This window comes from Vibrio caribbeanicus ATCC BAA-2122, from assembly GCF_000165125.1.
GTDB classification, from domain to species: domain Bacteria; phylum Pseudomonadota; class Gammaproteobacteria; order Enterobacterales; family Vibrionaceae; genus Vibrio; species Vibrio caribbeanicus.
This window is the reverse complement of sequence record NZ_AEIU01000069.1, coordinates 33,371-56,073: the sequence shown is the minus strand read 5'-3', so window position 1 is coordinate 56,073 and position 22,703 is coordinate 33,371. Positions and strand designations below refer to the sequence as shown.

The window sequence follows — 22,703 nt, the reverse complement described above, 5'->3', positions numbered from 1 at the left end:
TTAGCGTTTATATTGAGGGCTAGGCACTGGGTTTTAAAATTTGCCTTTCTAACACTGTGTATCTTCGCTTTATTTTCTGCATTTATTAGAGACATAAACTATCAATTCCAAATTACTTCAAAATGCTTGATGGATCGGGAACAGTTTTCTCTTAAGGCAAGTCAACTTGCCCTTTGGGAACAATGCATTTTGAAGTCACTTGCGTACTGAGTTAATATCGAAATTGACCGAGCAATCGCGATACTCATTCTTTTCAAAAACATCTCTATTTTTAATAGACGCCCGACAAAACCATAAAATATATTTCTAAAAGTTAACCAGCTGATATTTTTATTTGAACTACAAAAAATACAAAAAATCAACATTAAAACAACAATAAGTGTATAAATTTAATTTTTAATCCCAATTTCCAATTAATTCTAGACACAATATTTCAAGTCGCTAGTATAGCGTCTTCAGTTTCAATGATTGAAATTGGTAGAATTTAATACAAATATTCATTGTAGGAATAAGTATGCAACAAAGTTCTTTTTTCGCACGTTTTGCACGTGGTAATTTGGTTTTACAGATACTAGCTGGCATCATATTAGGTGTTGGGTTAGCCACCGTTTCTCCACAACATGCCCAAAACGTCGGTATACTCGGAAGTCTATTCGTTGGTGCGCTCAAAGCAGTTGCGCCTATTTTGGTTTTCATTCTCGTTGCAGCATCGATTGCAAATCAGAAAAAAAACCAGCACACCTACATGCGTCCTATTGTTGTCCTTTATCTTTTTGGCACATTCACTGCTGCCCTTACTGCAGTCGCTATGAGCTTTCTTTTCCCAACAACATTGACTCTTGTTTCTGGCGCCGAAGGAGCAACGCCTCCCCAAGGTATTGCAGAGGTAATGAACACTCTTCTATTCAAAGTCGTCGATAACCCCGTCAGTGCTCTTATGAATGCCAATTATATTGGTATCCTTGCATGGGCAATCGGCCTTGGACTAGCTCTGCATCATGCATCTAATACAACGAAAGCCGTTTTTGAAGATCTTAGCCACGGTGTATCTCAAATCGTTCGTTTTATTATTCGCCTAGCACCTTTCGGTATTTTTGGTTTAGTATCCTCCACACTCGCCACAACAGGTTTCGATGCTTTGGCAGGCTATGCACATTTACTTGCGGTTCTACTGGGCTCAATGCTTATTATTGCACTCGTTGTTAACCCTCTTATCGTCTTGGTTAAAACTCGAGAAAACCCATACCCATTAGTATTTCAATGTATTAAGGAAAGTGGTGTTACAGCATTCTTCACTCGATCAAGTGCAGCAAACATTCCAGTTAACATGGCGCTATGTGAAAAGTTAAAATTAGATGAGGATACGTACTCAGTATCTATACCACTTGGCGCAACAATTAACATGGCTGGCGCCGCAATCACAATAACCACTTTGACGCTTGCAGCCGTTCATACTTTGGAAGTACAAATCGATATCTTTACAGCTTTGCTGCTAAGTATTGTTGCTGCTGTCTCGGCGTGCGGAGCTTCAGGTGTTGCTGGCGGCTCACTTCTTCTTATTCCCCTAGCTTGTGGGCTTTTCGGGATTCCAAACGAAGTAGCGATGCAAGTAGTTGCTGTTGGGTTTATCATTGGAGTTGTTCAGGATTCAGCTGAAACAGCACTGAATAGCTCTACCGACGTCGTTTTCACTGCCGCAGTTTGTAAAGCAAAACAAAGACAAGCTGGCGCTTAAATCATCTCTTGTAAAAAGGGCCTCTCACGAGGCCCTTGTTATTGCTTATCTATCGGAGATTTTGAGAAATCTAACTTTTCTTCTGTATTAATACTTTCATCTCCACTAGGAATAGCAGCTTGTTCAATATTACTTTCACTATTCTCACCGCTTACAGACTCTTTATCTTCATCACTTACCGCAGAAGCTTCTGAGTGCTCCGTATTTTCATTTACTGGTATATCGCGTGAGTGGAGCCGATTGAGAGCTTTGATTATCGAGTGCTTGACGACTTTCTTTTCCGCGATCTTCTTCGCCATTGGCTTTGCAATACTTTGTAGGCCTACCACTGAGTCAATACCGATAACGCCAGCAATCTCGTCACGTCTGTGACTGGCATCTTTGTGGCCAAGATTACCAGCGATAAACATCCATATATAAGCAATGGCATTTCCATTCTTTTTATGATCAACCCAAGCTTCACCCACTTTATAGATGGCCTCTAGATACCCTTTTTCTGCGGCACGTTCGAGCCAATATATCCCCCGCTCGAAGTTACTCGGGACCCCCCGACCTTGAATATAACTCAAGCCAAGCTTCATCCGAGCTTCATTGCTCTTTTCTAAGGCAGCCTTGTGATAGAATTGAGTGGACTTTTTACTATCTTTCTTTGGGTTGTTATCAGCAATATTCCAATCGCCAAGATACAATAAAGCCCCAAGATGATTTTGGGCAGCTACAGATTCCATAACGGCGACGCCTTTCTCCATATTGACGTCTGTGCCTTCACCTTTCAATAGTGCCTTAGCCATTTCAAACTGATCGTTTATACTCCCCTCTGCGGCAGAAATACAAAGTTTCCAGAAGGCGGCTTGCTGCTTTAGTACCTCGTTTTGATTGAAAATATCACTCAAACGAACAACACCATACATACCCGCGATATTATCTAGCTTTGCTGCTTGAGTGTACCAATACACAGCTTCTTCGGGTTGTGCCCTCTCAGCTTCTTTGGCCAAATACAGAATCGTCGGAATGTGCCCGCTTTCTGCTTTCGCGATACGCTCACTCTGTTCTTTCTGACGATTTTTTTCCAGAGCTTTACGCTGGGCGATTTCTCGCTCTTTTCGCTCTTGCTCAAGTCTTTTTTTCCGCATTGACAGCGCCAACATCCACAAAAACATGCCCAACAAAAGTAGGCCTGTCGCGCCAATCGCGATCCCCATTATACTCATTTTCTTTTTCTTATATTCTCTTCATACAATTCTGATACTCATCATAGATGATAAAGCTCTATAATTTAGTACCGCATGTACACAGTATAACCAGTGTCACCTTTGAGTTCCTTGTTGAAGTCCAGTAAGTGGAACACCCGTTGAATATTTTACTTTTTTTTAAAGGCGAATTTTTTGTCCATAAAAATCTAAAAAAGTCTATTTTAAAGACAGAAAAACTTGTGGTAATGTAAAAATAATGGATCAAAAAACAGACTTATTTTATAATAAAAAATATCAAACTATCTGAATGTACACATATTAGAGGACGACAATGCGACTAATCCCACTACATAATTCTAAACAAGTTGGCAAATGGGCAGCATTACATATAGCAAAACGCATTAAAGCGTTTAGCCCAACACCAAACCGTCCTTTTGTTCTCGGCTTACCTACCGGTGGGACCCCCCTTGAGACCTATAAAGAACTCATTAAACTTTATAACGCAGGGGAGTTAAGCTTTAAAAATGTTGTAACTTTTAACATGGACGAGTACATAGGGATCCCTAAAGACCACCCGGAGTCGTACCGCTCTTTCATGTACAAAAATTTCTTCAACCACGTAGATATTGATCAAAAAAATATTAATCTACTTGATGGTAATTCAGGAGATAATGAAGCTGAATGCCAACGATATGAGGAAAAAATATCATCTTACGGGAAAATTCACCTTTTCATGGGAGGTGTCGGTAATGATGGACATATCGCCTTTAATGAACCTGCATCTTCTCTATCGTCACGTACACGAATAAAAACATTAACCGAAGATACGCGTATCGCCAATTCACGTTTCTTTGATGGTGACATAGAACAAGTGCCCAAATTCGCACTCACCATAGGAGTGGGAACACTGTTGGATGCAGAAGAAGTTATGATTCTAGTTACTGGCCATAACAAAGCTCTCGCTCTGGAGGCGGCTGTTGAGGGATGCGTAAACCACCTCTGGACAGTCTCCGCACTGCAACTCCATCCCAAAGCAGTAATAGTCTGTGATGAGCCATCACAACAGGAATTAAAAGTGAAAACCGTTAAATATTTTTCTGAGTTGGAAGCTGACAACATTAGAGGTTTTTAATAAGCAAAAAAGAAAATCCTAACCACGGTAGGATTTTCTTTTATATAGGCTTATCGTTCATTTTGGTTGGAGTTATCTGGTATTGAAGCCTTGGCAATCCAATGTTCGTTGGGGTCAAACGCTTCATCACATAAATCTATTGAATAGCCCATTTCTAATAGTTCTTTCAAAGTCAGGTTATCGGCGACCCGAGTCACCTCCCCCCTCTCATTGCGTAATTCCATCGGTTTATGCCCTGATCCTAATCTGCCTCTCACTATTGAGTATATACATAAATTAGTCAGGGATACGGTAATTATTTTGAGTCAACTGAACTAAAAATTGAATTCATATCTAGTTACATGGAAAAATAGACTGGTTTGGAAAATTTAAAGTATTCATCGAGAACGAGAAAAAGAACTCAACATTTACAGTGTAAAAAAGCAGCCTTGGTCGAATATTGTTCTGGTTGCAAAAATATCGGCACCTAGGCACTGTCTCAACTTGAATCAGTGTTGGTTCCTCCCTGACGCCTCACCAACATTGAGCAAAACCGATAACCCATACCATCGATGTGAATAGCACAATCACGTTATTTATCGTATATATAACTTTCCAAGCACATATAACGCTATCTTGCGAAATCGTAACAGCCATGCACTTCTTGGAAGCCACGTCGGAGTCGACATCACCGTTTTAGCTTTAGAAAATGTTAAAAAGCCCTCTTTACCGTGGTAGTGTCCCATTCCTGATTCACCGATACCGCCAAATGGAGCATCATCTACTGCGACATGAACAAGTGTGTCATTGAACACAACACCGCCACTATGAGTATTCCTAACTATAGATTGTTGCTTTTGCTTGTCATTAGACATCAAATACAACGCCAATGGGCGTGGCCTTGAGTTGATGATATCAAACACCTCATCAAATGTTCGATAACTAATAACAGGCAAGATTGGACCAAAGATTTCTTCTTTCATTACTCTCATATCGTCAGTAACTTGAGTAAGTAAATAAGGAGGCATTTGTCTTCCTTCAGACTCCACCTTTTCAATCTTATGTATTTTTGCACCTTGGATTTGGGCATCATTGAGTAACGCTTGAAGCCGCTGATAGTGGGCATTATTAATTATATGAGTTGATGAGTGCATTCGGCCTTTTTTGACGTACAACTTATTGAATCTAGTCAAATACCGATCGATGAATTCTTGTTCTTTATGCTGCGGTAAAAGAAGATAGTCAGGAGCAACACAAATCTGACCTGCATTTATCGACTTACCCAATAAAATCGCGTCCACTGCAGCATTAACGTCGGCATCTTCAGCCAATATAGCTGGAGACTTTCCCCCGAGCTCTAGTGTTACAGGTGTCAAATTTTGAGCAGCTGCGGCGGCAACAAGCTTTCCAACTTGAGTTGAGCCTGTAAATATCAAATGATTGAAAGGTAGTGCAGAAAAATAACGTGCTATCTCGCCCTCACCTTGGACAGTGACGATATGATCACTCAAATGGGAAAAAATACCCTCGATGACTTGGTTTGTTCTTGGTGTGTACTCGCTCAGTTTGACCATAACGCGATTACCCGCAGCAAGTGCAGTTATAATAGGGGCAACGCTCAATACAACGGGAAAATTCCAAGGAACAATGACACCAATCACACCCAAAGGCTGATATTCAACTTTAACTCGAGATGGAAACAACAAAAGATCGACCTTTCGCCTATTGGGCTTCATCCATGACTTAAGCTGACTGATCGTATAGTCAATGTGCGACACCGCAGGCAATATATCGCATATTAGGCTATCAAAACTACTACGGTAGCCGTAGTCATTACTTAACGCCTCTACCAAGTCTTTTTTCGCCAGTAAGAGTTGACTTTTAAACTTTTTAAGTAAGTCAATCCTATCCTGATAGGGAACGAAGGGAGTTTGAAGGTAGGCATCTTGTACTTGGTCAAAAAGTGCCTGTAAGTCACACGCGGTTTGAACGTGTTCTTTCTGCCATTGATTGAGCTCTACAACTTTTTCCATTTTATTTCCTACGTTACCATAGTGCCTTGGTCCTATGTTAAAACTAAGTCGAGCTGAAGTCCCGTACACACGACACAGAATTAGAATGTAATCAGAGTACCTTGTTTATTAGCCTCATTGACTCTTTTGCTGTCAATGCTCTAGAGGCCCCTATCGTTTAGCAAACCCTGAATCGGCCTTTGTTCCGGAATAACAAACTCTATAGTTTGGGGAAGGTAATACAAGCTCCGTATTGCACAACCCTGATACGTAGTGTCATTTTATATACCATTTATACGGTACGGATAATGAAACAGTCTGTTTTAAAACAACAGACTGACCAAAAGGCAGCGCCAGCTTACGGTTCTTGGGGGTCAGGAGCATGTATGCTGGCACTGGTGAGTGAAAACCCACCAAATTATTGTGCCCCTTAATAAGGAAAACAAAAACCGACATATTTTTTTATTTTATTTCCTCAATAAGTTTGAATCAGCTATAAAAACGGGTTTTTGCCTTATTTCCTGATAAAATAGGAAGTAAAATAAAATCTCATTTCTAGTTTTATAGGTAGAATAACTTGTCTGATCTTAATCTCGTTCGCTACTATCAGCGTCTTGCAGTACTCGGCATTGGCATAGAGCTAAAAACTGCGCTTCCTGACCTGGCAGATATAATGTGCACCAGCCCAAGACATGCGAGGAACCTACTAAAACAAATGCAAGTGCTGGATTGGTTAAACTGGACCCCTAAAGTTGGCCGCAGCCGACGCTCGACATTAGTGCTCAATCATCACCTTAGCGAACTCAAAGAGCTGCTCGCGAGCAAACGAATTTTAGCCGGAAAATACCAACAAGCGTTGACGATATTAGAACAAGATCAAATGACATTTGGACGCTTGTTGCAAACCACTTCAGGTGCATCACTTCGTGAAGGTTTACTGCACATCCAATTAACCTATAAAAGGCCATTTGAGAGGTTAGTACCACACCACCTTCAACGTGCGAGTGAACGTTATTTCATTCGCCAGCTCTACTGCTGTTTGGTCAAAAGTACACATCAGGGCGAGCTGGAACCACAACTTGCACATCACTGGCAGTACGACTCCATGGCATTTACATGGATTTTTTATTTACGTCCCGGGTTAACCTTTCATAACGGTACCCCCATAGACGGACCCAGCATAACAAAACTATTCAATAAGTTAATCACACTCGATCATTACAAAAACGAGCTAAAGCATGTTGCTTCGATCCATTCACCAACAAATAATAAGGTGATCTTCAAGCTCACTGGGGCCGACAGAGGGTTCGGCGGTCTCCTATCTGGGGTAAAGTATGCCATTCAGCCGCCCTCTCAAGTCAATGATTCAAGCAACAAACACATTGTCGGCAGTGGACCTTTTCAAGTTACAGAACATTCCGAAAGTAAGCTCTGTTTACAAGCCTTCGACCATTTTTATGCGTGTAGAGCACTCACCGATCAAGTCACCATTTGGCCGCTAGATGAGCAAGAATTAAAAACAAATCAGCGATCATTCGATAGACGTAGCGACCGAAAGCCACATAACGAAAAGTACTATGTTTCTCATGCCGTCAGTCAGCATATCGATCACAATGTCAATCAGACACGTATTGAGGAAGGCAGTATGTACATTCTCTTCAATCAAAGAGCGCAGCTCCCATTGACAGCGGATCAACGCCGATACCTTTCTGGCTACTTAACTCCCCAAGCAATTTATCGCGGTCTTGAACATGAAGGCTTATTGTTTGGTTGTGAGATCGCACGAAGTCTATTACCAATGTGGAAACCAATAACTCGCCCTACTTCACCTGAAGTCACAGTACCTGAATCTATCAGCATCGCAATTTATGACTACGCTCCAATGAAAAGTTGTACGTTTGTAATCCAACAACTGCTTGAGCGACAGGGCATCAATGTCACGATCAACACCTACAGTTATCGCGAACTTAATCATCTTGCACAAACCAACCAACTGCAAGAAACACTGATCATCAACAACCTGAATCTAGATGACAATCGACATGCCTCTGCATTTTCAGGTTTGTACCATAATCCGGTAATACACCATGGTATTGGTCTGCCCGCTACCATTTGGTTAAAAGAGCAACTTGATGCCTTACGCGCAACTATACCACTGAATCAATACTTAGATAGGATTGAACCTATTGCTTCGGTACTGGTACATCAGGACTGGCTTATCCCACTTTTTCACCATCGGCTGACTCTCCGATTTCAGGGAGTATTAGAGGACGTCGAACTCACAAACTGGGGCTGGCCTGATATTACTAATGTATGGTCAAACCACTGATCACCATGATAAAAAGCCTGTTCACTAATAATTCGTACTCGAAACTTTAATCAAAGCTTAATAAAAATGAAACACTAAATTAAGCTCACAAATTGATCAAAATTAGACTTTAAAGGCTTATATTGTGCTAAAGAAGTGATTGAGCTAGCTCCAATTACTGAATTATTAATTTGAACTCTAATCATTAATTCACTATTTTGATAAGGTATTCATTAAAAAGGAAATTAAAATGAAACCTCAAATGGCCCTCGTGTTGAGCCTAGTTTTGTTCACCATTCAGGCTCAAGCTGCAAGCTGTGGAAAAGTCACCATTGCGGATATGAACTGGAACTCCGCCACCTTAATTGCCAATGTCGATCGCTTTATTCTCAAACATGGATACGGCTGTGACGCTGAACTCATCCCCGGAGATACAATGCCAACCGGAACTTCCATGATAGAAAAAGGCCAGCCCGATATCGCGCCGGAATTGTGGAGCAATAGCCTTAAAACAGCGCTAGATAAAGGGGTTCAAGAAAAGCGGCTTCGCTATGCGGGTAAGTCTCTACTCGATGGCGGTGAGGAAGGATTTTGGGTTCCTGCGTATTTGGTCAAAAAGTATCCCGACCTCGCCACAATAGAAGGGATAAAAAAACACGCTAAGCTATTTGAACATCCTGAGGATCCTGAACAATCTGCTTTTTATACCTGTCCTGCTGGGTGGAATTGTCAAATAAGTGCAGGCAATCTTTTCAAAGCCATGCATTTAAATAAATCTGGTTTTACGATTGTCGATCCCGGTTCAAGTGCAGGGTTGTCTGGCTCAATTGCCAAAGCCTATGAACGCGGTGAGGCATGGTTTGGCTACTATTGGTCACCCACCGCTGTTCTCGGCAAATACGATATGGTCAAAGTTGATTTTGGTAGTGGCGTAGATGAAAAAGAATTTGTCTCCTGCACTACACAAACTGACTGTGAAGCACCCAAACCAACCATGTACCCGCCTTCTCCGGTGCACACTATAACGACCGAAGAATTTGCCAAACGGGCACCTAAAGCCTACGAATACTTCACGAAGAGAGGATTCACAAACAATAATATGAATCAAATCTTGGCTTGGATGGAGGATAACCAAGCGGATGGAGAGGAAGCAATGTTTTACTTCCTGGAGAGCTACCCAAAAATTTGGCAGGCTTGGGTTCCACAAGATGTTGCCAAAAAAGTAAAACAAGCACTTTGAATCGATCTCAACAGAAAACACTATAATAAAATGTAGTACTTTGCTGCTGTCTTCCATGGCAGCAGCAGAGAAGAAGGAATATTACCATGTCAACAAGTAGCTGGTTGACCAGCTTTCCCGAAATGGAACGCTCTGATCTTAGAGCAATCCGCAAGTCACTCGATGGTGCTTACCGTGATTTTTCGCGAGAATACGGTGACCTAATAGAATCTTTCTTTGACCCACTACTGAGCTTTTTAGTTTGGTTTGAGAAACTTTTAATCAGCACGCCTTGGTTCATTATACTCGCTATATGCACAAGCCTAGTCTATCTAGCAAGCCGGTCATGGAAGCTGTCAATGGGTTGCTTCATATCGCTGCTCTTAATTGGTTACTTTGGGATGTGGGAAGACACAATGCGCACACTAAGCATTATTACCGTCTGCACCTTACTCTCTATCATTTTGGGCATACCGATAGGGATTGCTATGGCGCGATCCAATCGAGTTCAATCAGTGGTGACGCCACTACTGGATGTCATGCAGACCATGCCTGCTTTCGTCTACCTCATTCCCGTGGTTATGTTGCTTGGCATTGGTAAAATACCGGGACTCATTGCTGTCGTTATCTATGCTATTCCTCCGGTGATCCGCCTGACTAATTTGGGGATCAGATTAGTCGACAAGGAAGTATTGGAAGCAGCAACGGCCTTTGGCGCTAGCGCAAAACAGCGGTTAATTGGTGTGCAACTGCCACTTGCTATGCCCACTATCATGGCAGGAATTAACCAAACCATTATGATGGCACTTTCTATGGTTGTTATCGCGTCTATGATAGGTGTCAAAGGTCTAGGTCAACCTGTTTTAAAATCCATTACTAATCAATACTTTACACTTGGTTTGCTCAATGGTTTTGCCATCGTGGCTCTGGCAATTTTATTTGATCGCGCCTCACAAGCATACGCCAAACGAACTCAAGCCCATTTAGGAAACCTCAAGCATGACTGAACCACTTATCCAAATCAAAAACCTATATAAAGTATTTGGCCAAAATCCGGCATCGGTGCTCTCTCACGTTAAAAACGGAGTAACGAAAGAGGAAATCCTTACAAAAACAGGTCATACCGTTGGACTGAAAAATATCAACCTAGAAATCCAGGCTGGTGAAATTTTTGTCATTATGGGGCTATCGGGCTCAGGTAAATCAACCTTGATTCGCCATTTCAATCGCCTTATTGATCCTAGTGAAGGGGAAATAAAAGTAGAAGGTATCGATGTGATGAAGCTTAACCAAACACAGCTCGAAACCTTCAGGCGTAAAAAGATGTCGATGGTTTTTCAGCGTTTTGGTTTGCTGCCACATCGAACTGTGGTTGACAATGTCGCATATGGCCTCGAAATTCAGGGAGTCGAACAAGATAAACGACACGATACCGCAATACAGTGGTTAGAAAGTGTCGGCTTACAAGGGTACGAGAATCAATATCCGTCGCAACTCTCAGGTGGTCAGCAGCAAAGAGTGGGGCTGGCAAGAGCGCTATGTACGGATGCGGAAATCCTACTCATGGACGAAGCCTTCTCCGCCCTAGATCCTCTGATACGTAGTGAAATGCAAGATCAACTGATTGAGCTACAAGCAAAACTGCACAAAACCATCATTTTTATTACCCATGATTTAGATGAAGCACTGCGCTTGGGTGATCGTATCGCCATTTTACGTGATGGGGAGTTAATACAACAAGGTATGCCTGAAGAGATTTTACTTCATCCTGTTGATGACTACGTTGAAGCCTTTGTCAAAGATGTTAATAGAGCGCGAGCTTTAACCGTTGAAACCGTTATGTGCGCACCCGCCTATCGTATCACGGCCAATACAATACAAGAGGCGATCAAGCAAATGAAAGGGTGTCAGCAAGGCTATGCCTATCATGTTACTGAACAGGGATATCAAGGCGTTCTCACCAAAGAGGGGTTAATGGATGCAGCCAAAGGACCGTCCGCCCAAGAAGAAATTACCCAAGAGTTTTATGAAGAAGTCCCGGCAATTTCCCCTGATTCGGCAATTGAAGAAGTCTTAGTGGACACCATGTCGTGTGACTACTCTCTGCCCGTCGTTGATGAAAATGGGGTGTTACAAGGCGAATTGGAACGCAGCGCCGTGGCTGAAGTGTTGGCTGATAACACCGAAGAAAAGCCAGCAAACGGATCTGAGTTGGAGCAAGCCTCCTGACCATTATACTCCCTCATCAGCTAATCTTTTGTCCCGTTTATTGCTTAAGATAACAACAAAGAACTCAGTAGCAGAGCTAAATCATGATCGATAGGCTACAATATGCGTATGTCAAGGGTATGAGACAAAAATCATGCCCATTTAAGCGAATTTATGGTAATTTGAAGCTATTATCATAACGAGAGGGACACGCGATGAAACTGTTGTTAGTTGATGATAAAAAACATTCTATGGATGAGCTTCATCACGTATTGTCTCGCTCTGGCTATGAAATCTACACGGTCCAAAATGGGTATGATGCCCTCAAATTACTTAAAAGGCGTCCAATAGACATGGTCATTTGTGATATGTCGATGCCTAAAGTAAACGGCGCACAACTACTTCGAGTGATCAGTAAACGCCACCCTACGATAATTCGTGCCTCGCTTTCTAGCTACGACGACACATCTATGGCCATCAAAGGTGGTTTCTTTGCCCATCAAGCGTTTCTAAAACCTTGCGATCCTGACGTCATTAACTCAGAGCTAGAGCGTATTAAAAACCTTATCGCCCTTTTCCCCAATAAAGCGATACAACATGCACTTGGGAAAATCACCTCTCTACCCGTAGAGCCCAAGCTTTTTTTCAAGGTAAAACAAGCATTAAGTGATAATCATGCGTCGATTGGGGACATCGCCAAGCTCATAAGCAAGGAGCCTGCGATCTGTGCCAAAATCATTCACCTTTCAAACAATGCCCTTTTCCGCGGCCACAAAGAAGTCAAAAATATCACTCAAGCCATCACACGCTTGGGTAGTGATGTCGTTACAAACATTATTGCCATGCTTGAAATATACGCCATGACCGACGATGCACCCGAGTTGCCACTTGAAAAAATACAAACCCAAAGTCTTCGTGTAGCCACTCTTGCCTCTTCTCTGGTTGAAGACGACATGAAAGATACCACCTTCTTGGTTGGTATCCTGCATGATATTGGTGAATATGTGAAAATAAAAGTTTCTCCAGAGCTGATGAAAAACTACCTTCATGCACAAGCGACCCAAAACGAAAGTTCACAACTCGAAAAGTACATTTTTCAGGCTCGCTCAGAGTTACTCGGTGGCTTTTTGCTCCACTTGTGGGGTTTCCCACTCCCTATCATCGAAAATGTCATCGCGCACAATGATCCCGAGAAACTGATGCAGCGTGATTTTAGTCCAGGCTGTGCCGTATATATAGCGAACAATATGATTAATGAAGAAGAAATTAATCCTACCTTTGTTGCTCACTTCCATTTAGAAGGCACCATCACCCTACTCGAAAAAACCTACCAAATGTAGCGCCAATCACTGGCACTTTTTTGATCGCAACCGTTATTTTTACACCGCGGTTGCACGCAACTGCGCAAATAGACGTACACTTTATAAGGACCCAAGCAACTCAAAGTCCCTTGGAAATTCGTTACCAAAATCAGGCTACTATCATTGAGCTTTGTAACGAGATATGGTCGACAAGGAAAGCAAGCCCAATCGTGCTTTGGGGTTTACCACATAACTTGGTAAGAGCCGACCATTTCGCTGCGTTATTTTCCTTGAACTCAACACTGTGGCATCGCTCTGAATCCTGCATTTTGAAGTCATTTGGGTATAAAATTAGCCATAACAAGATCGAACAGGACGCTGTTTTGCCTAAAGAAAAGACGCTCACATTTGCCAGTGCAAACTTATTTAATTTCTTAGCGCCTCCCAACGCATGTTATGAATTTGATAATATTTACGATAACCAAGCATGGCAAGACAAATGCCGTTGGACCCAGCACACACTAGCAGAGCTTAATGCCGACATTATTGGCCTTCAAGAAGTGTTCAGTATCGGATGTGCTCGCGAGTTAATGGCTGAAATCGGCTACCCCTATTTCGCTACCGTCGATGAGCCCGAAGTAGAAAAAGACTATATTTATGCCAAACCTGTGGTCGCACTGGCTTCTCGCTACCCCATTATAAGCTGTATGGCGGTCTCAGAGCTTACCAACCACGACCACCTTAACATACCAAACTTCAGTCGAAAGCCCATTTGTGCTCACATAGAAATCCCTAAACTTGGTAAAATGACGGTATACGTTTGCCACCTTAAATCTCAGCGCCCCACAGAAACAGAAGACCTCGAGCCATTGGTCGCGCGCTGGTTATCTGCAATCCAGCGTGGTTGGGAAGCGGCTATGTTAAGAGCTTTTATGCAGACCGAATATGCCAAATGTCCAACACCGACAGTACTTATGGGCGATATGAACCAAAGCCTTAGTAGCGATATTCTCGCTTCTTTGACAGAGCCAGCGCACACAACTACAGATCTAAACCTCAAAGACAGTTGGTCACTGTTTGGTACGCCAGACAGCAGGGTGCCGACACATTATCATTATGCCAAAGGTAATGTGCTCGATTACCTGTTGGTCTCTCAGGAGTTTGACCCAGACTGGCCCTGCTCGATGCTCGAAATTGCCGATTATATTGTGCTTGATAAGCACCTTATCAATCCGCACTCACAACAAGACAGGTATGCAAGTGACCACGCTTTTGTGGCATTGACCGTCAATGTTTTAGTTTAGCGATGCTTATATTGAGTGGAGCAATAACCGCGAGTCACATTTGGGCTGCGCAATGAGAAGTGTTTGGTGGCTCGCCCGGCAACACGCTTGCGCCAAAGCTTAAAACTGCTTGGTTTTAAGGTCCGGCGCATCAGTTGAATAACGTCTGCTTCGCTTAAACCAAACTGGGTGTGAATAGCTTCAAAGGGAGTGCGATCCTCCCACGCCATTTCAATAATTCTTGAATAATCATCGTCTTTCACGATACTTTCACTCTTACTGTGGTAACTGGTCTTATGTATACGTCAGTAAGAGTGAAACGGTTTGCCGCATTTTAAATTTCGCCGTACTTACAACACCAAACCGCCATCAATTTTTAGCACTTGACCGGTAATAAAGCTCGCTTTGTCACTGGCTAAAAACTCGACCCCATTGGTAATGTCTTCTGTGGTACCCATTCGGCCAAGCGGCGTTTTCTGTTTGATGCCATCAAGCACTTTTTCTGGTAAATCAACCGTCATTGGTGTCTCGATAAAGCCAGGGGCAACGCAGTTTGCGCGCACGTTTGCCCCTTTTCTGGCAAACTCTTTGGCCCAACCTTTGGTCATAGCAATTACCCCGCCTTTGGTGGCTGCATAGTTACTTTGACCAATATTGCCGTCAGTACCGACCACAGAGGACATGGTCACAATCGAGCCGTAGTTGTTCTCCATCATCATAGGCGCAATCAATTGGGTGAGATTAAAAACGCCCTTGAGGTTAACATCGATAACAAAGTCCCACTCTTGCTCTGTCATCTTGTCAATCAAAGCATCACGAGTCACGCCCGCATTATTAACCAAAACATCGATGCGACCGTCTTGCTCAGCAATAGATTCTACCAAATCACGCACCGCGCCGCGGTCACAAATATTCACCGTCACCGGCTCAATATTGGCATGATCGGCGTAGGCGCTACTGAGCATTTCGTGGTTCATATCGAGTGCGTAAATTTTTTCGGCGCCTTGCTCGGCCAGTCGGAGGGTAATGGCTTTTCCGATGCCTTGAGCAGCACCCGTAACCAAACAGATTTTGTTGTTAAACATTCACTTATCCTTTATTTGGGCTAAATTCATGGGTTAATTGATTTAAAAACCGTTTCTGGCCCACGCTGACACTGATAGTGTGTCTGTTTGTCACGACATCCTTATGGCAATCAAGCGACATTTCAATGACAGGGTGCGAGCCACTGCATAGCAAATAACTGAGTAACTGATTGTTCTACAACTAAGCTTAGTATGCAACAAGGTGAAAATGAATAAAAAAATAAAAAAATACCGGCGCAGTGGCCGGTATGGGATAGGAAGATTTAACTCAGACTATTAATTGGTTAGAAAACCTACTTTATCGATGCCCATTTTGTTATGTTTCAAAAAGTCAACGACCAAGGTCTGAATTTGTTCCATTTCTAAATCACCAATGAAACCAACACCAATCGGTTTTGGTATAGGTTTGCCGTCTTCATCCAAAAGAGGAAACAATAGACTTGAGTGGAAAGTATTACTGCTTGTGAATTTGGCAAAAACTCTATTTTTATCCTTACTTGGAGCTTCTAAGTTCAATAGACTAAACAAACCATTAGTGCCGTAGGACATACCAACGCCCTCAACAACACCATTGGGGACGACCTTGTCTCCATTAATTTGTACCAGCATAGTAGGTACACTTAGAGCCCCTTTATTGTATGAAGATCCTAAAAAAGAATACGGATCAACCACATCCACCAGCGTCTGCGCTGCGACTTTAAAAGGCACTAACCCCTTCTCCATCGCCGCTATTACTTCTGAGTAATTCTTTTCGAGGTCTATAAAACAGCTCGCATCTTTAACACTACAATGGCTGTTCGCCAGACTTTGATAATCTGGACTAGCTTTCATAAGCAGTTTATGTTTTATATCAGGCCCGAAAGATCCTGAAGCAAATAACAGCTCAGCGATATGCCCACCTGCACTGCTGTAAACGGCTGATGTAAACCCAAGGTTAATGTTATTGTTTGGGTCAGATGAGAGGTTTTGTGCAATCGATACCGCAGGTATACCAACAATACCTCCCATTGAATGACCAAGGAATTTAACATTATCCTTTGCATTCTCAAGTAACGTCCTGAGTTCATGATCATCTCGCTCTAGCTCTAGATCTCTTAGCGCAATTCTTAAACCAATGATATCTAATACACTTTGACGCATATTATCGCGTGCAACGGGAAGCGCTCCAAGATTGAGATAAACATCAGCGTTTTTTTTATCGGCCACAATCTCGTCACTAATTCTGCGCTTACCATGCAGCGGGTGATCAATAGCAATCACAGCTAACTTCTTAGCTACCAGTTTTGGTGCAATAGACTCCACCGTTTCTTTAAACGTGGTAATACCGTGCTGATAAATCACGATCCCAGTGGGATTCGCAGGACTATACAGAACAAAAGGAACGTCTTGCAGTGACTTGATTTTCGGATAATGGGTTACCGCCTTACCTTGGGCTACAGTAGGCTCAAAAGGCACCGAGTCATAGCTCGCAGGATCTGTTTCTAAAAAGTAAGGAAGCTTTACTTTGCCAGTATAATATGATGTCTTGTTCTTAATCGAATGAAACGTATAGGCATTTTCTAAATCAACATTCTTTGGATTACTACTCCCATTCCATACTGAAGCTAATTTTGTTGAGTTTTTAGCCAACAGACTTGCAGTATTGGTCAGTACTTTACCCACCGGTGCCGTTGTAAACAACGCTGAGTAAACGATTTTTGTGGTATCAATACCACTGTGGTCAGCCAGTTGCTCTTGGCGTTTGATGGCATTTTGCGCAATTTCTAGTGCACCGCCTTTGTAACTTCTCTTATTCGATTTAAGGCGAGCGTAACTCCTAGAAACACCTACAGGTTGATTATTCTTATCTCTAAGTTCATCCGTAACGACAACCAGATAGTTAGAACTATCGTCTAGAGGTTTCAAAGGAATAATACTCACCCTATTTCCTTGAGTCGCGACGAAAAAGTCACGTCCTGATTCAAGTAGTTTAAAAGTGCCATCTTCCTCTGTCTTCACTAACTTTGCAGCATCCGGAGAGATCTCTCCCAAAAGTGTAGACTTAGCACTATCACCAAAGCCAACCCCAGAAAACTCGATATAAATCGGCATAGTGGTGGAAAACCCGCCCGCATAGCTTAGCGCCGCTCTGGGGTTTGAAATATCATCATTGCCATCGCTGGGGAACTTCAAAGACTGGGTATCAGTGTCATAAAAAAAGTTGTTATTAAATGGCACATGCTTATTTTCACCCTCGAGAATGAAGGTTTGCGTAGTCGCTCTCGCCATTGAAGTTTCTAAATAAGGCTCGAGCTTTGTCCCTGAACTGGTCTTATTATCACCGCTGCCACCACCGCCACAGCCTGAAAGCACTAAAGCTGAGCACAGCAAAGTTAGGTTAAATACGTGCTTAGTTTTCATGATACTATCCTTAGTTAAATTGGTAGTTAAGCTGAAGCGCGGAGATATACGCTTTACCGGTAGATTCAAAACGGCGCTCTCCCAATGCCGCAGCGGCTCCAGAGCCTTTTTCTGTGAAGTTGCCTTTCTCACTCATCACCAACGCAAAACCTGCATCAATAGAGAGGTTATCGGTCCACTGGTAAGTCACGCCCGCACTGTACCAGTGACGATCGCTATCAGGGATACTTAAAGTCGGTTTACCAGCTTGCTCATCAAAGGCGTAACCCGCTCTAAACGTCCAATCGGAATTGAACGAATACGTTGCACCAATTGAAAGGCGGTCGTTATCTTTATAGTGCTCAGGCTTTTCAAAACAAACGCCATCTTTGCAGTCATTACTGGTGGCCTTTAGCTCAGTAAATGAGCTCCAGTCGGTACGCTGCCAGCTATAATGCACTGCCCAATCAGGAGTGAGTTGATAAAAACCGCTCAGTTCGAAGATTGCTGGCAACTTAACCGCTAATTTCCCCGTAACCGACGGCTGACCATTTTGAATGTACTTACCTGTGTAATCACGGAAGGTGCCATCATCAAAATCCAGGTCAACTGCAGAGCGGTACGCCAGCGATACGCGGTAGTTTTCATTAAGCTCAAACATTAGCGCCGCATTCCAGCCATAACCGAAGGTATCGCCGGTCATATCAATGGCCTTATCAGAGGGAACTTTGCCGTTAAAATAGCTTAATTCACCCAAATGGCGGGTTAATTCGGCTTCAGCATAAACAAGGTTTAGACCCAGTCCAAAACTCCATTGCTCATTTAAACGATACGCAATATTCGGATTGAGGTTAACTGACTTTAGCGAAGTGTGACCGGCCATATCGCCAGCTGAAATATCGGTGGGATAATCGGTCGCCACGCCATAATTAGAAAACAGCCCCACGCCCCATGCCCACTTTTCGTCAATCGGGCGTATATAGTAAGCTGCTGGGACAATTTGCGTAGGAGCGATATCGCTGGATTGCTCTTTATTCTGAACATCATAAACATCCACTTCAGGATCAACAAATGACAGCGCACCAGAGAACGCCGCTTTATCGAATAAGGTCATCGCCGCTGGATTGCGTGCTAACACACTGGCGTTGTCGGCAACAACCCCTTCCCCAGCAAATGCGCGGCCAAGGCCCGATGCTGAATGCTCTGCCACTTGAAACCCTGCAGATTGCGCGCCGCACGCAAAGAAAACTGACATTGCCAACAAAGAACGCTGCTTGTTATTCATTTGTACCCCTCCTAGGGTAAATAATTATGATTATTTTTTGCCAAACCAATTCGCATCAATAGACGCTGTATTAGTCACGCTTGGACTTAGAGTTTTCCTGAGCCCCTTTGGGCTTTGCAAGACACTCAAACAATTTAAAATGTGATTAAAAAAGTGCGTATTAAATACAATATTTCCATGCAAAGTGGTCTGAACAGCGCATATTGTCGATCTCAACGCGAAAAATCAAACATTTAGTTCACACAAATAACAAAACTGAAACAAAAAGCCGTGAAATATGAGACATAGATCAAATTAGATAAGCTAGGGTTAGACGGCGTTTATATAGATAACCTCAAGGTGCTAGGTTTAACGAAAGTATTTTGCTTTACAGTTAGTGTCATCTAAATTGAAAATCGAGACGTACGTAAAGCTAAACAACTCACCTCTTAGGAGCATGCCACTGAGTTATTTTCCTCAAACTCAACACGGTGGCATTGTCTGATCCCTGCATTTTGAAGTCACTTAGATATAGGTCGTTTTCACTTTCTCAACCTCACTATTATTTAGTTTGATCATGAAGTGACCTTTATTAGATAAACTAAGAATTTGGGTAAATATCTAAATAAAACTTATCATTAACATATTTTCATAAAAACAATGAAATATATAAGACATATAAAAATCATATGATTAAGTGATAACCAATGACTAATAACAGGTATTGAAAACCACAAAGCATTAACAATTTATTAACTTATGTTATACTATAACAGTTTATTTTTTCAAATATTTAAGGACTCGTGTTGTTTAGTTGTTCTAGATCAAGCTTTTTTATGAACGTTTTTGCTTAAATATGGCAAATTTTTATTTTTGTATAACGATTATCTAGAGTTTAAGAAAAAATTGAAATAAAAACCTAACCTCCCTCTCTCTTAGCAGTTAAAGTTAACTTAATTTTAACAAAAAATTAATATTTAACAGAAGTGTCATATATTCTTTTGTTTAATAATAAGCTGATCGTAAAAACACAATATTAATACCACACCTGTAATCTTTAATTTTATTACTTTCATAGAATAAAATGCCCAATATATTAAAACTAATTTATCAGTCCGAATGATGTAATTTCTTACAATTTTTTTTGTTAGCTTGAAAATGATTACATCATGGAGAGTGATAATTACAATGAAAATGAAAAAATGTCTGATTGCTTTAGCCGTATCGAGCGCGATGACTCTATCCGTACACGCTGGTGAGACCGTCAGCCTAAAACAACCCGTCAAATTCACAAGTTTTTCTGGCTTAAACGCACAACTGGGTGTCAACAAAGCATCAAGCTTTAAACTAGTTAAAGAAGTGAAGCTTAAAAAGAAAGGGGTTTATAAAGTTAAGTATCAACAAAACATTTACGGCGTGCCTGTTTGGGGCCACACGTTGAATGCGAGCCAAACATTTAAGGGAGGGGCTCTTAAAACTCTACAAGGTACCTATTTAAAGAACGTAAATGTTAAGCGATCTTTTGTTAAGCCAACGCTGAACCGAGTTCAAGCGCGAGAGCTTGCGAGTAAAAACCTAAAAGCAAGCGCGATTGGCCTAAAAAACCTCACCAATGTCAAAGATGATCTCTATATTTATCAGGATGGAGACAAAACGCGTCTTGTCTATCTAATTTCTTACCTTGTTGAAGGTTCGGCGAAGCCAACTCGCCCGTTTACCATGATTGATGCTCACACTGGCGATATGGTTAAACGCTGGGAAGGTATCGCTCATGCAGAGATTGGTGAAGGCCCCGGCGGTAACGAAAAAACTGGACGTTATGAATACGGTACAGACTACCATTTCTTGAACGTAGCACAAGATGGCACAAACTGTGTCATGGAATCAGAAAACGTTGTTACTGTCGACCTCAATGGTGCCACAGACGGCGAGACACCTTATAGTTTTGAATGTCCTCGCAACGAGCACAAAGAAATCAACGGTGCTTACTCACCGCTCAATGATGCCCATTACTTCGGTAACGTTGTCTTTGATATGTATAAGAGCTGGTTTGATACTGCACCGCTATCATTCAAGCTCATGATGCGCGTCCACTATGGTAATGGCTATGAAAACGCCTTCTGGGATGGAAGAGCGATGACTTTTGGTGATGGCCAAGACTTCTTCTACCCATTGGTCAGCCTTGATGTTTCAGCACATGAAGTTAGCCACGGTTTTACTGAGCAAAACTCTGGTCTTATCTACGCCAACCAATCAGGCGGCATGAACGAGGCCTTCTCAGATATTGCTGGTGAAGCTGCTGAATACTTCATGAAAGGTACCAACGACTGGATGGTTGGTAAAGACATCTTTAAAGAAGAAGGGGCCTTGCGTTATATGGATATGCCATCGCGTGATGGTGTTTCTATTGATCATGCACAAGATTACTACGACGGCTTAAACGTACACTACAGCTCAGGCGTGTTTAATAAAGCCTTCTATCATCTAGCCACAACGGAAGGCTGGGATACTAAAAAAGCATTTGAGCTCTTTGTTCTCGCAAACCAAATCTACTGGGCTGAAGACAGTGACTACTGGCAAGGTGCCTGTGGCGTTAAAAATGCGGCAACAGACTATGAATACGATACCTCTGCCGTTGTCAGCGCCTTTATGGAAGTTGGTGTAGAGCCTTGTGCTGAACCTCCACTACCACCAGAGCCAGAATATACTAGGTTGGAAAATGGCCAAGCAACAACTGTTGCCGGAGGCACAGGTTCGAAGACTTACTTTGATATCGAAGTACCAGCAGGCAAAGATATGCTTACCGTTGAGCTAGCTGTTGCAAGTGGTGACCCAGATATCTATGTTGGTCTAGATTATGCGCCAAGTCCAACAGAGAATATTTGTAAGAGTGACAGTGTGCGCGACGAAGTCTGTATCATTGAAAACCCAGAGGCTGGACGCTATACCATCAACGTCTTGGGCTATTCTGAGTACGCTGATGCAAGCTTGAAAGCGACATACGATCAAAGCACACCAAATGTTCCACCTGTCGCCTCCTTCGACCATTCTGTGTCGGGAATGAGTGTTGAGCTACGCAGCACAAGTAGCGACAGCGACGGAGAAATCGTCTCTTACGCATGGGATCTTGGTGACGGTAACAGTGCAAATGGCGAAACAGCGAGTCATACCTACGAATCGGCAGGTGAGTATGTGGTAACTCTAACAGTTACGGATAACGCTGGTGCGGCTACAACGAGCACTCAAACAATCAAGATTGAAGATGGTGCAACAGACGCATTCCCACTGAAACTTCAATTTGGTAACAAGCATCCAAACGGACAAGCTCGTATCAAACTGAAGTGGGATTACGACACAGAAGACTACTTCATTATTAAACGTAATGGTAAGAATGTCGGTGCAACAGACTTTAATAGCTACCTCGATAAGTTCACACATAATGGAACAATTGATGTTGAATACCAAGTCTGTACTTCTGGAAATATCTGTTCAGAAACAAGACATTACCGTTTCATCAAACGTAACTAATCCACTCTAAACCTTAACTCAGGGCTCCGCGAGGAGCCCTTCTTCTACAAAACAAAACTATAAATCCTGATAAGGAA

17 protein-coding genes are annotated in these 22,703 nt (G+C 42.4%); 10 read left to right on the top strand and 7 right to left on the bottom strand.

What is annotated here, in order from left to right:
• Positions 1-514: 514 nt before the first annotated feature.
• On the top strand, positions 515-1,735 hold the full coding sequence (gene sstT, locus RH40_RS08925) for a serine/threonine transporter SstT (RefSeq protein WP_009601130.1): 1,221 nt from the start codon (positions 515-517) through the stop codon (positions 1,733-1,735).
• Positions 1,736-1,773: 38 nt separating this feature from the next.
• Here the strand turns inward: sstT and RH40_RS08920 are convergent, their stop codons facing one another.
• Positions 1,774-2,946 (bottom strand): tetratricopeptide repeat protein, encoded by a 1,173-nt coding sequence (locus RH40_RS08920; RefSeq protein ID WP_039954485.1) that lies wholly within the window; start codon positions 2,944-2,946, stop codon positions 1,774-1,776.
• Positions 2,947-3,259: 313 nt separating this feature from the next.
• Here RH40_RS08920 and nagB point away from each other — a divergent pair, with 313 nt between their 5' ends.
• Positions 3,260-4,060, top strand: coding sequence for a glucosamine-6-phosphate deaminase (nagB, locus tag RH40_RS08915; protein ID WP_009601128.1), 801 nt, complete (start codon positions 3,260-3,262; stop codon positions 4,058-4,060).
• A gap of 50 nt (positions 4,061-4,110) precedes the next feature.
• Here the strand turns inward: nagB and RH40_RS20890 are convergent, their stop codons facing one another.
• Positions 4,111-4,284: a hypothetical protein gene (locus RH40_RS20890; protein WP_009601127.1), complete on the bottom strand. Its 174-nt coding sequence runs from the start codon at positions 4,282-4,284 to the stop codon at positions 4,111-4,113.
• Positions 4,285-4,635: 351 nt separating this feature from the next.
• Complete coding sequence (locus RH40_RS08910) at positions 4,636-6,072, bottom strand: coniferyl aldehyde dehydrogenase (RefSeq protein WP_009601126.1); 1,437 nt, start codon at positions 6,070-6,072, stop codon at positions 4,636-4,638.
• A 287-nt stretch (positions 6,073-6,359) separates the two neighbouring features.
• Here RH40_RS08910 and RH40_RS21165 point away from each other — a divergent pair, with 287 nt between their 5' ends.
• From RH40_RS21165 to RH40_RS08880, 7 genes are all read left to right on the top strand, one after another.
• On the top strand, positions 6,360-6,485 hold the full coding sequence (locus RH40_RS21165) for a hypothetical protein (RefSeq protein WP_009601125.1): 126 nt from the start codon (positions 6,360-6,362) through the stop codon (positions 6,483-6,485).
• 143 nt (positions 6,486-6,628) lie between these two features.
• On the top strand, positions 6,629-8,380 hold the full coding sequence (locus tag RH40_RS08905) for an SgrR family transcriptional regulator (RefSeq protein ID WP_009601124.1): 1,752 nt from the start codon (positions 6,629-6,631) through the stop codon (positions 8,378-8,380).
• A gap of 229 nt (positions 8,381-8,609) precedes the next feature.
• On the top strand, positions 8,610-9,599 hold the full coding sequence (locus tag RH40_RS08900) for an ABC transporter substrate-binding protein (RefSeq protein ID WP_009601123.1): 990 nt from the start codon (positions 8,610-8,612) through the stop codon (positions 9,597-9,599).
• Between the two features lie 86 nt (positions 9,600-9,685).
• The gene (locus tag RH40_RS08895) at positions 9,686-10,585 is read left to right on the top strand and encodes an ABC transporter permease (protein ID WP_009601122.1); all 900 of its coding nucleotides are present in this window, start codon (positions 9,686-9,688) and stop codon (positions 10,583-10,585) included.
• Positions 10,578-11,807, top strand: a complete 1,230-nt coding sequence (locus tag RH40_RS08890; RefSeq protein ID WP_009601121.1) for a quaternary amine ABC transporter ATP-binding protein — start codon at positions 10,578-10,580, stop codon at positions 11,805-11,807. The genes RH40_RS08895 and RH40_RS08890 overlap by 8 nt, the downstream gene beginning before the upstream one ends.
• 194 nt (positions 11,808-12,001) lie before the next feature.
• The gene (locus RH40_RS08885) at positions 12,002-13,126 is read left to right on the top strand and encodes an HDOD domain-containing protein (RefSeq protein WP_009601120.1); all 1,125 of its coding nucleotides are present in this window, start codon (positions 12,002-12,004) and stop codon (positions 13,124-13,126) included.
• Between the two features lie 344 nt (positions 13,127-13,470).
• On the top strand, positions 13,471-14,391 hold the full coding sequence (locus RH40_RS08880; protein WP_039954514.1) for an endonuclease/exonuclease/phosphatase family protein: 921 nt from the start codon (positions 13,471-13,473) through the stop codon (positions 14,389-14,391).
• Here the strand turns inward: RH40_RS08880 and RH40_RS08875 are convergent.
• The 4 genes from RH40_RS08875 to RH40_RS08860 all read right to left on the bottom strand — a co-directional run bounded on the left by RH40_RS08875 (position 14,388) and on the right by RH40_RS08860 (position 19,119).
• Positions 14,388-14,633 (bottom strand): TIGR03643 family protein, encoded by a 246-nt coding sequence (locus RH40_RS08875; RefSeq protein WP_009601118.1) that lies wholly within the window; start codon positions 14,631-14,633, stop codon positions 14,388-14,390. The genes RH40_RS08880 and RH40_RS08875 overlap by 4 nt on opposite strands.
• Positions 14,634-14,720: 87 nt before the next feature.
• On the bottom strand, positions 14,721-15,455 hold the full coding sequence (fabG, locus tag RH40_RS08870; protein WP_009601117.1) for a 3-oxoacyl-ACP reductase FabG: 735 nt from the start codon (positions 15,453-15,455) through the stop codon (positions 14,721-14,723).
• Positions 15,456-15,731: 276 nt separating this feature from the next.
• On the bottom strand, positions 15,732-17,855 hold the full coding sequence (locus RH40_RS08865; RefSeq protein ID WP_009601116.1) for a lipase: 2,124 nt from the start codon (positions 17,853-17,855) through the stop codon (positions 15,732-15,734).
• A gap of 10 nt (positions 17,856-17,865) precedes the next feature.
• On the bottom strand, positions 17,866-19,119 hold the full coding sequence (locus RH40_RS08860) for a porin (RefSeq protein ID WP_009601115.1): 1,254 nt from the start codon (positions 19,117-19,119) through the stop codon (positions 17,866-17,868).
• A 1,167-nt stretch (positions 19,120-20,286) separates the two neighbouring features.
• On the opposite strand from RH40_RS08860, the gene RH40_RS08855 reads away from it, so the two are divergent.
• A complete protein-coding gene (locus RH40_RS08855) occupies positions 20,287-22,626 on the top strand; it encodes a M4 family metallopeptidase (RefSeq protein ID WP_009601114.1) in 2,340 nt (779 codons plus the stop codon).
• The last annotated feature ends 77 nt before the right edge of the window (positions 22,627-22,703 follow it).